This is a genomic window from Halanaerobium sp., assembly GCF_003070835.1.
Genome location: NZ_QBLR01000178.1, coordinates 1 through 6,966, shown reverse-complemented (window position 1 = coordinate 6,966; position 6,966 = coordinate 1). Strand labels below are relative to the sequence as shown.

At 35.8% G+C, this 6,966-nt stretch carries 8 protein-coding genes; all 8 read right to left on the bottom strand.

From position 1 onward, the window contains the following. Window positions 1–541: 541 nt before the first annotated feature. Window positions 542–2,023 carry a TrkH family potassium uptake protein gene (locus CI949_RS14580; RefSeq protein ID WP_133531321.1) on the bottom strand — a complete coding sequence of 494 codons (1,482 nt, stop codon included), beginning with the start codon at window positions 2,021–2,023 and terminating at the stop codon, window positions 542–544. 1 nt (window position 2,024) lies between these two features. Continuing rightward, window positions 2,025–2,687, bottom strand: coding sequence for a TrkA family potassium uptake protein (locus CI949_RS14575; protein WP_108142516.1), 663 nt, complete (start codon window positions 2,685–2,687; stop codon window positions 2,025–2,027). A 2-nt stretch (window positions 2,688–2,689) separates the two neighbouring features. Next, complete coding sequence (locus CI949_RS14570) at window positions 2,690–3,103, bottom strand: TrkA family potassium uptake protein (protein ID WP_076544501.1); 414 nt, start codon at window positions 3,101–3,103, stop codon at window positions 2,690–2,692. Then, window positions 3,104–3,799, bottom strand: coding sequence for a response regulator (locus CI949_RS14565; RefSeq protein ID WP_076544500.1), 696 nt, complete (start codon window positions 3,797–3,799; stop codon window positions 3,104–3,106). Continuing rightward, window positions 3,789–4,202 carry a response regulator transcription factor gene (locus CI949_RS14560; RefSeq protein ID WP_108142514.1) on the bottom strand — a complete coding sequence of 138 codons (414 nt, stop codon included), beginning with the start codon at window positions 4,200–4,202 and terminating at the stop codon, window positions 3,789–3,791. The genes CI949_RS14565 and CI949_RS14560 overlap by 11 nt, the downstream gene beginning before the upstream one ends. Next, on the bottom strand, window positions 4,195–6,021 hold the full coding sequence (locus CI949_RS14555; RefSeq protein ID WP_108142512.1) for an ATP-binding protein: 1,827 nt from the start codon (window positions 6,019–6,021) through the stop codon (window positions 4,195–4,197). The genes CI949_RS14560 and CI949_RS14555 overlap by 8 nt, the downstream gene beginning before the upstream one ends. Window positions 6,022–6,048: 27 nt before the next feature. After that, window positions 6,049–6,702, bottom strand: coding sequence for a TrkA family potassium uptake protein (locus CI949_RS14550; protein ID WP_108142510.1), 654 nt, complete (start codon window positions 6,700–6,702; stop codon window positions 6,049–6,051). A gap of 20 nt (window positions 6,703–6,722) precedes the next feature. Then, window positions 6,723–6,966: potassium transporter TrkG (locus CI949_RS14545; protein ID WP_290767598.1), on the bottom strand; the 244-nt coding region annotated here is incomplete at its 5' end.

Here is a 6,966-nt window from a genome sequence, read left to right as displayed (position 1 = left end):
CCTTACATTATAATAATTTATAGTTAAGCTAAACATGTAAACTGTTCAATCCGTTAAAGTTATCCGCACTTATAGATATGTGCGGAGGTTTTTAACACTCATCAACTTCACCAATCAAATAGTTCAACAAAAAATACCCTGTAACTATTAGTCTACAGGGAAAAATATACATTGTTTAGTTTTGACTTATTAAAGGAATTACTTCTTTATTTCCTTTTTTTCTTCTTTCTTCTCAGGTTTTTTCTTAGCTACTTTTTTCTTATCTTTCATTTTCAACACCTCCCTGATATTTCAACTTACTACTTGAGCCTAAATTTATTATATTACATAAAACTCGAAATAATATCTAATTATTAAGTCCCCCTGAAGAAAATATTATACAAAATAAAAGCCCCAGAAAAGCTCCATTGTTACTGAACAAATGAAATCTCTCTGGGGTAATTAAGATGCTAATTTTATTTGATTTTCTATTATCAACTGCTTACGTTTAATCGTACTTAATCTAAATATTGTAATCCCTAAATTCCTATATAAAACTACATTAATGCTTAGAAATATAAACTCCATCTTTAAATAGTTTTATCCCGGCATAAAGAATTATAAAGAATTCCAGCCTACCTAAAAACATTCCGATCGTCTGGGTCCAGATTATACCCAGAGGTGCTTCGGATGAAAGTAAGCCAATTGAAATTCCAACTGTACCAAGAGCTGATCCAAATTCAAACATACTATCTAAAAGAGAATATCCATAGGCTGTATGGACTGCTACTCCTGCAAAAAAAGTAAACAAGTATAGTAATATATAGTTAGCTACATCTTTTACATGCTGATCTTTTACATAAAACTTATTCTCTCCCCGCCAGAGATAATTGCTGCTGACACTTCTGCGAGGTAAAAACTGTTCTTTAATTTCCCAGTAGATTGATTTAAAAATCAAATAGATTCTATACTGCTTAATACCACCAGCAGTTGAACCTGTTCCACCACCAACAAGCATAATTAAAATAATGATAAAGTTAGCAAATATCGGCCAGCCGGCAAAAGAAATAGTCGAAAAACCGGTTGTTGATAAAGCTGTAATGATCTGGAAAAAGGTAATTCTAAAATTCTCGCTCAGCATAGGGTATAAAGAGTTTAATGAAAAAAACATTAATATAGGAGTTAAAAATATAAATAGAGTGATCATTAAACGTATCTCAGCATTTTTAAAAAATGTTTTAACCTTACCTTTAAGCAGTGTGTAATGGGTTGCAAAGTTTATAGTACCAAGCAGCATCAGGACTATTGTTACCACTTCAATAGATAAGCTGTTGTAATGGCCTATACTGTCTGGCTGAGTGGAAAAACCCCCGGTAGAAATTGCAGCCATAGAATGATTTATAGAATCAAAGAGAGGCATCCCTGCAAAATAATAAAGAATAATTCCTGCTGCAGTATAGAAAGTATAGATTTTCATAATCAACATAGTAGAGCGTTTTACATGGGGTAAAAGTTTATCACTTCGTGCCTCAGCCATATATAAACCCATTCCATGAACCGGGAGCAGTGAAGATAAAGCAATAACTGCCAGTCCAGCCCCACCAAAAAACTGCATAATAGAACGCCAGATAAGGATTAATTTAGGCGCAGTAGTAACATCAACTAGAGATAGCCCGGTAGTTGTCCAGCCGCTTACCACTTCAAAAATAGAATGAGACCAGCTCATATCCAAAATAGTGATAAAAGGTACTGCAGAAAAGAATATTGCTCCCAGCCAGGAAAAAATAACAATTATACTCCCTTCATTTAAGGAAAGTTCCACATCTTCTTCCTGGTGTCTGCTCCCATAAGTAAATAAGACTAGTCCTGCCAGAATAGATAATCCTCCTGCCAGCAGAAAATGAGGAGCCAGGCTGCTCTCCTCGGGAAAAGCAAGTAAAAATAAAAGTGGTGAAAGAATAGCAGCACCGGCAAAGATTATAATAATCCCGGTATATTTTGAAATCAGAAAGTAGCGAGAAATAAGCAGATTTTTGTATTTCATCTTATTCTTCACCACCAAAGACTTTAATAGCTTCTGCCTGTTCTTCCGGCAGTGAAATTATGACAATCTTATCTCCAGCCTGAATCTTAGAGCCACCTCTGGGAATTGAAATATCTCCATTCCTTACTATACCACCTAAAACAATCGAGATAGGGAGGTCGATTTCTTTAATTTCTTTGCCAGCAGCCTCAGAGTCAGGAGCTACCTCAACCTGAAAAATACTTAGTTTCCCCTCTTCAATCATTGTTAGATTACTTACATCATCAGAGATCACAGTCTGTTCAATTATCGAACTGATTAAATCTGTAACATTAAAAATTCCAGTAATTCCAAGAGTATTAAAAAGCTCTTCATTTTCTGGATTATTTACCAGGGCTGTAGTTCTCTCAACCCCAAAATAGTCCATTGCCATCTTGCAGATAAAAAGATTACTGTGATCTTTCTGAGTCAAAGATACAAGGTTATCTGCCTTATAAGCACCAGCATCTTCCAGAACTTTTTTATCAGTTGCATCACCGAAGACAACTGTTGCCTTTATTTCTCTTGCCAGATCATCAGCTAGTTTACGATCTTTATTGATAATTGTTACAAAATGTCCTTTAGAAATTAGCTTTTTGGCAAGATGGTAAATTAGCTTACCTCCTCCAACCAGTATAATCTCCATAATTACCTCATCCCTTCTCGCTCAATTTTATTTATCATGTTTTCAGCCAAAAGAGATATCTGAGAAAATATCTCAAAACGTTCTTCTTTTTCATACATCTTCTCCACTGATGGGTCTATAGTCCTGACCATAATTCTGGGTACATCAAAATTAACCCTGGCCATCTGTGATACAAGATAGTTAATCTGATCATTGCCGGTACTAACTATTAAAAGGTCAGCAGATTCTATTTTACCTTCAATCAAAACATCACTTTCAGCTGCATCCCCCTCTATCTCAAAACCTGAAAAGTCAACCGGCAGCAGAGCAAATGAATCTGGATTTTGTTCTATAACAACAACTTCGTTACCAGAACGAGAAAGTTTTCCAGCAAGCAGAGAACCGGTGCGGCCACAGCCTACAATAACAATAAACATCTATTCTTCCTCCTCGTCATCTCCAAAGTTAACATCATCTAAGTCAATGGAGCCCATACTTTCTCCTGCCCTTTCAATGTTTTCATTTGCCGGTTTATAGCCAGGATCAAGTGCCAGAGCAGCTCTGTACATCTTCATTGCTTCTCCCTGCTTATGCTGCATCTCATAAATTATTCCCAGCAGATTAAATGGCTCAGGCTTTTCAGAGTCAAGAGAAGTGGCCTGCTGCAGCATTTCTTTTGCCTTTGAGAAGTCTCGTTTATTAATTGCGTTTTTAGCAAGCATAATATATTCTTCAAAACTTTCTACTTCTTTTTCACTATTTTCAACCTTATAGCGTTCAAAAACATCCTGAACAATATTAATAATTTCTTCTGGTTTAAATGGTTTACGCAGATAGTCAACAGCACCTAATTTTAGAGTTTCAACCGCTGTTTCTACACTCCCATAACCTGTAATCATTATTACCTTTGTCTCAATTTCTTTATTTGTTACTTCTTTTAAAAACTGGATGCCATCCATTCCCGGCATTTTCATATCAAGCAGTACAACCGGGATTTCTTCTTCTTTTAATTTTGCCAGCCCATCTTCTCCATTAACAGCTGTTTCAACTTCGTAGTCTGCATTCGAAAGAGCTTTCTTTAAAGTCAAACGAATATTCTTTTCATCATCAACAACCAGTACTTTATTTTTCATTATTATCTTCCCCCTCTATTTCTTCCTGTCCTGTTCCTTCTTCCATAATACTTTCTTCTACAGCAGCCAGTAAATCACTCTGACTGATTGGTTTGACTAAAAAGTCTTCAGCACCTGAAGAAATTGCCTTTTGCACGTCATCTTCTTCAGATAAAGCAGACAATATAATAACCGGTATTTCCTCTGTAGCTGCATCACTTTTTAAAGCTTCAAGTACTAAAAAACCATTCATCTTCGGCAGCCTTAAATCAAGTAAAATAAGATCTGGACTAATATTATTAGCTTTATCAACCGCTTCTACTCCATCTACAGCATAATCCACAGCATAACCTGCCTTTTCCAGACTTTTACCAACAACTAATCTAATATTTTTTTCATCATCTACTACTAAAATTTTACTCATTATTTTCCTCCTGATAGCCATATCTTGGGATGTAGAATGAAAAAGTAGAGCCCTCTCCTTCTTCACTTTCAACCCAGATCCGACCATTGTGGGCTGTAATAATTTCTTTTGCAATAGCAAGGCCGAGACCGGTTCCACTCTTTTCCTCTTTATCACTGCCGGCTCTGACAAATTTCTCGAATATTTTAGACTGATATTCTTTTGGAATACCTGGTCCATTATCTGCTACTGATACTAGAACCCTTCTACCCTTTATTTCTGCATCTACTTCTATTTTTCCTTCATCAGCATAGCGAAGTGCATTTCCAACCAGGTTAGAAATCACCCAGCTTATTTTTGAAGGATCGGCATAAGCAAAAACATTATCTTCTGACTGTTTGAATTTGAGCTCAATTTCTTTTTCCTCCGCCTGTTTATGGAAGGGGTTAAGAGTTTTTTCAATAATATCATTGACATCTACCTTATCAAATTCCATTTCAATTTTACCTGATTCAATCTTAGAGAGATCAAGCAGATCATTTACTAACTCAGTTAATCGTTCAACATCCTCATAGGCTGCTTCCAGCAGTTCCTTCTGTTCCTCATTTAATTCTCCTGTATCCTCGTTAATTACCATGCTGAGCCCCATATTCATTGAAGTCAGCGGGGTCCTAAACTCATGTGATACAGTTGAAACAAACTCAGATTTCATATTGTCAATTTCTTTTAAGCGGGTAATATCCTCTAATAGAGTAACTGTAAATTGATATTCTTCATCTTCATCAATTACCTGTTTGGTTGAAATCCTGTAATGTCTTTTTTTATCGTTCTTTTTTAGTAGAAAGGTTTTCTCTTCTTTAGCTTCAGGATTTTTAATGTATTCAAAAATCTCTTCTGCCTTAATAACCTCTAAAAAGTGCGTGCCAAGTACATCCTCCCTCAGTGAAAATAGTTCTTTAGCTGTTTCGTTGATTAAAACAATCTTATGATCCTTATCTGTCACTATTAAGGGACTGCTCAAATTATTTACTACAGCTTCTGACTTTTCTTTCTCCATCAGCAGCTTTTTAACATTTAATTTTTCATATTCTTTTAGTTTGGAAATCATCTCATTAAATTCATCTGCCAGCACACCGATTTCATCCTCAGAGGCCACTTCAACTTTACGCTGAAAATTTCTGGCAGCCACTTCTTTAATCCCTTTTTCTAATTCTTTAATTGGCCTCAATATCTGTTTGGTGAGATAAAAGGCAAAAATTAATGAAAATGCAGTAACTAGTAAAGCCAGTCCGATTGTATAGATGATTGCCTGATTGGCTCTACTGTTGGCACTGCCCTGCGCATCAACCATCGCCTGTCTGTTTATTTCTCTTAGTTCTCGAATATCATTTTTTATCTCATTAAAACTTGGAAGCAACTGCTGATTATATATCTGCCAGCGCTGATCTTCTTCTGCATTATAGAATTGATCAAAATTAGATACAAATTCAAAATATTTTTCATTGATTTTTTCTAAAATTGCACCCTCACCTTCAATGGTGATATTATCTTCTGCTCTAGCCAGCCAGGTATAGAATTCTTTTTCATTGCGTCTGAAGATTTCCTGTCCCTGTTCTTCAGTAGATCTTAAAAGCAGCAATAAGGCACTGTCCTGGCGTTCTATTGATTCAACCATACTGTCACTTGCTTTTATACTGCGGTAATTTTCAACTAAAATATCATTAATTGCATTTGAAAGTGTTTCAAAGTTATATATACTCCAGCCAACAACCCCTGCCAAAATTAAGATCATGACTGCAAAACCAAGGAGTATTTTCCCTTTTAAAGTCTTTATATTCATAATTTACACTCCCTTAAAAAAACAGATTTAATTGCCGAAATCTCTCATTTTATCCAGATTTTCATTTTTCCCCATTAAAACTAATTTATCTCCAGCTTCAATTTTATCATCTGCTCCCGGCGAAATGTATAGTTCTTCCCCTCTTTTAATTGCCATTACATTAACATCAAAGCTGGCTCTCAATTCAAGTTCCTTTAAAGTTCTACCGACCATATTATCACTGGCAAGAATCTCTATTACTCCATATTCTGGAGCAAACTCTATATAATCTAAAACATTGGAAGAGATAAGATTCTGAGCAATTCTTGCTCCCATATCACGCTCAGGATAAACTATTCTATCTGCACCAACTTTTGTTAAAACTTTGCCATGTAATTTATCAGGTGCTTTAACTATTACATAAGGCAAGTTAAGCTCTTTTAAGATTAAAGTACACAATATATTTGCTGAAACATTATCTCCAATACTTACAACCGCTACATCAAAGTTTCTAACACCTAATGTTTTTAAGGCCTCTTCATCAGTAGCATCAGCCTCTACAGCATGAGTTACATCAGCACTGATTGCCTGCACCTTTTCTGGATCACGATCAATCGCTAATACATCATGTCCATTTTCAGCCAGAGTAGTAGCAACACTGGCTCCAAATCTTCCTAAACCTACAACAACAAACTGCTTCATTTATTTTCCCCCTATCTAAATTAACCAACCATTACTTTTTCTGTCGGATAATGATATTTTCCTTTCCTTACCCTTTCACCAAAGGCAAGCGCCAGGGTAAGTGGACCAACTCTGCCAGCAAACATCGTGATAGTGATTAAAACCCTGCTGATATCAGATAGCTGCCCGGTAATTCCTGTTGAAAGTCCCACTGTACCAAAGGCAGAAACTGTCTCAAATAAAACATCAATAAATTGAAAGTCTTCGATCACTAATAAAAGCGTA

What these genes read in the sequence shown, in the direction of transcription:
- CI949_RS14580 (WP_133531321.1), bottom strand. Translation starts at nt 2,023, where the DNA reads ATGAAATACAAAAATCTGCTTATTTCTCGCTACTTTCTGATTTCAAAA.
- CI949_RS14575 (WP_108142516.1), bottom strand. Translation starts at nt 2,687, where the DNA reads ATGGAGATTATACTGGTTGGAGGAGGTAAGCTAATTTACCATCTTGCC.
- CI949_RS14570 (WP_076544501.1), bottom strand. Translation starts at nt 3,103, where the DNA reads ATGTTTATTGTTATTGTAGGCTGTGGCCGCACCGGTTCTCTGCTTGCT.
- CI949_RS14565 (WP_076544500.1), bottom strand. Translation starts at nt 3,799, where the DNA reads ATGAAAAATAAAGTACTGGTTGTTGATGATGAAAAGAATATTCGTTTG.
- CI949_RS14560 (WP_108142514.1), bottom strand. Translation starts at nt 4,202, where the DNA reads ATGAGTAAAATTTTAGTAGTAGATGATGAAAAAAATATTAGATTAGTT.
- CI949_RS14555 (WP_108142512.1), bottom strand. Translation starts at nt 6,021, where the DNA reads ATGAATATAAAGACTTTAAAAGGGAAAATACTCCTTGGTTTTGCAGTC.
- CI949_RS14550 (WP_108142510.1), bottom strand. Translation starts at nt 6,702, where the DNA reads ATGAAGCAGTTTGTTGTTGTAGGTTTAGGAAGATTTGGAGCCAGTGTT.